The sequence below is a fragment of the Novipirellula sp. genome (assembly GCF_041583735.1).
Lineage (GTDB): Bacteria > Planctomycetota > Planctomycetia > Pirellulales > Pirellulaceae > Novipirellula.
The window spans coordinates 1-1819 of record NZ_JBFHFD010001009.1; the positions used below are offsets into that span (position 1 = coordinate 1).

Consider the following 1819-nt stretch of genomic DNA (forward strand, 5'->3'; position numbering starts at 1 on the left):
TCTTCGCAAAGATGGCCCGAGCATCGAGCCGCACTGCGGTGATGATGTCCAAACGATGCGAAAGCACGTTGAAATAGGCTCGAAAATGTTACAGGACGGCAGTTCGCTGATGCGATTAGCCGCCAGCATCGCGATGACACACCACGAGAATTTTGATGGCAGCGGCTATCCGATGGGATTGGCCGGTGAAGCGATTCCCTTGGAAGGACGGATCACCGCAGTCGCCGACGCTTATGATGCGTTGGCATCCGACCGATCGTACAAACAGGCGTTACCTCGCGCGACCTGTTTCGAGATTCTAGAGCAACAGCGTGGCAAACACTTTGACCCCGCTGTGCTGGACGCCTTCTTTCGCGCCTCGCGAGATATCGTGCAAGTGCAAGTCGAATTCATGGACTTCTGCACCCCCACACCTGCCTAGGCACGCTGCTCTGTAATGACTTCACCTTGACCCCGATGCATTCGGCTGTGTGGTTTTAGCGTCTTAGAAGCCACCTCGCCCGAGCGCAGCTGGGGAGAGGTCGAACGGGCCCTTTAGGCCTCGTTCGGGTGAGGGCCGTGGTGCGCACACTTGATGCAGCGTACGACGCGGATTGCTCGGACGGCCCTCACCCGAGCAATCGCTCTGCGCTCTGCTCGACCTCTCCCAAACAAAGTTTGGGAAAGGTGATTTGCTCTGCCGACGGCACTTATTGCCGCCCGAACCTAACTGAAGTTAGGCGTCGGTGGACGATAGTCGGATAATTTGATCGTCTTGAACCAATCGATTGTGTGCTTCAGACCTTCGGCCAATGGGACCTTTGGTTCCCATCCCAATTGCTCTTTTGCCAAGCGGATATCGGGGCGGCGACGTGTGGGATCATCCGATGGCAGCGGACGCGTGACCAACTTGCTTTTCGATCCGACCAACGACATCACATTTTCAGCCAGCTCGCGGATAGTAAACTCATCGGGGTTTCCGATGTTAACCGGCCCGGTGAAATTGTCTTTGTTCATCATCGCAATGATGACGTCGACGAGATCATCGCGGTAACAGAACGATCGCGTTTGCGATCCTTCGCCAAAGATCGTGATGTCTTCGCCGCTGAGTGCTTGGCGAATGAAATTGGAAACCACGCGTCCATCATAGGGATGCATGCGAGGTCCGTAGGTATTGAAGATACGAACGATCCGCACGTCGACATTATTGCTGCGGTGATAGTCCATGAACAACGTTTCCGCAGCCCGCTTGCCTTCGTCGTAACAGGCGCGAATCCCGATCGGATTGACGCTACCGCGATAGCTCTCGGTTTGCGGATGGACTTCGGGATCGCCGTAGACCTCGCTGGTACTGGCTTGCAAGATTCGTGCGCCGCATCGCTTGGCGACCCCCAACATGTTGATTGCCCCCAACACGCTGGTCTTCATCGTCTTGATTGGGTTGTATTGGTAGTGCCCCGGCGCCGCGGGGCATGCCATGTTGTAGATCTGGTCGACTTCGAGAAAGATCGGCAGCGTGATGTCGTGTCGAATCAGTTCAAAGTTGGGTCGGCCCAACAAATGAGCAACGTTTGATTTTTGGCTCGTGAAAAAGTTATCGAGGCAAATGACGTCGTGTCCGTCGTTAACCAATCGTTCGCAAAGGTGCGAACCGAGGAAGCCGGCGCCCCCGGTGACAAGAATTCGTTGAATCATGCTAATTACGCTTTGAAAGTGAACGGGTAGTCGTTGCCCAAGCCTAACTTATTTGCCAAGCAATGGGCGAGCCCAGGTTCTAAAAGAAGCGGCTACAACAGCAGATTGTCGATCAGCCGTGTTGGACCAACAAAAGCAGCGATCA

The 1819-nt window shown here is 54.7% G+C and carries 2 protein-coding genes; one reads left to right on the forward strand and one right to left on the reverse strand.

Features of this window, described 5'->3' with window-relative positions; translation table 11 throughout:
* Nucleotides 1–421 (forward strand): HD-GYP domain-containing protein (locus ABX962_RS35555; RefSeq protein WP_372726379.1); only part of this gene is annotated, 421 nt, incomplete at its 5' end.
* Between the two features lie 284 nt (nt 422–705).
* Here the strand turns inward: ABX962_RS35555 and ABX962_RS35560 are convergent.
* The gene (locus ABX962_RS35560; protein WP_372726380.1) at nt 706–1674 is read right to left on the reverse strand and encodes a UDP-glucuronic acid decarboxylase family protein; all 969 of its coding nucleotides are present in this window, start codon (nt 1672–1674) and stop codon (nt 706–708) included.
* Between the last annotated feature and the right edge of the window lie 145 nt (nt 1675–1819).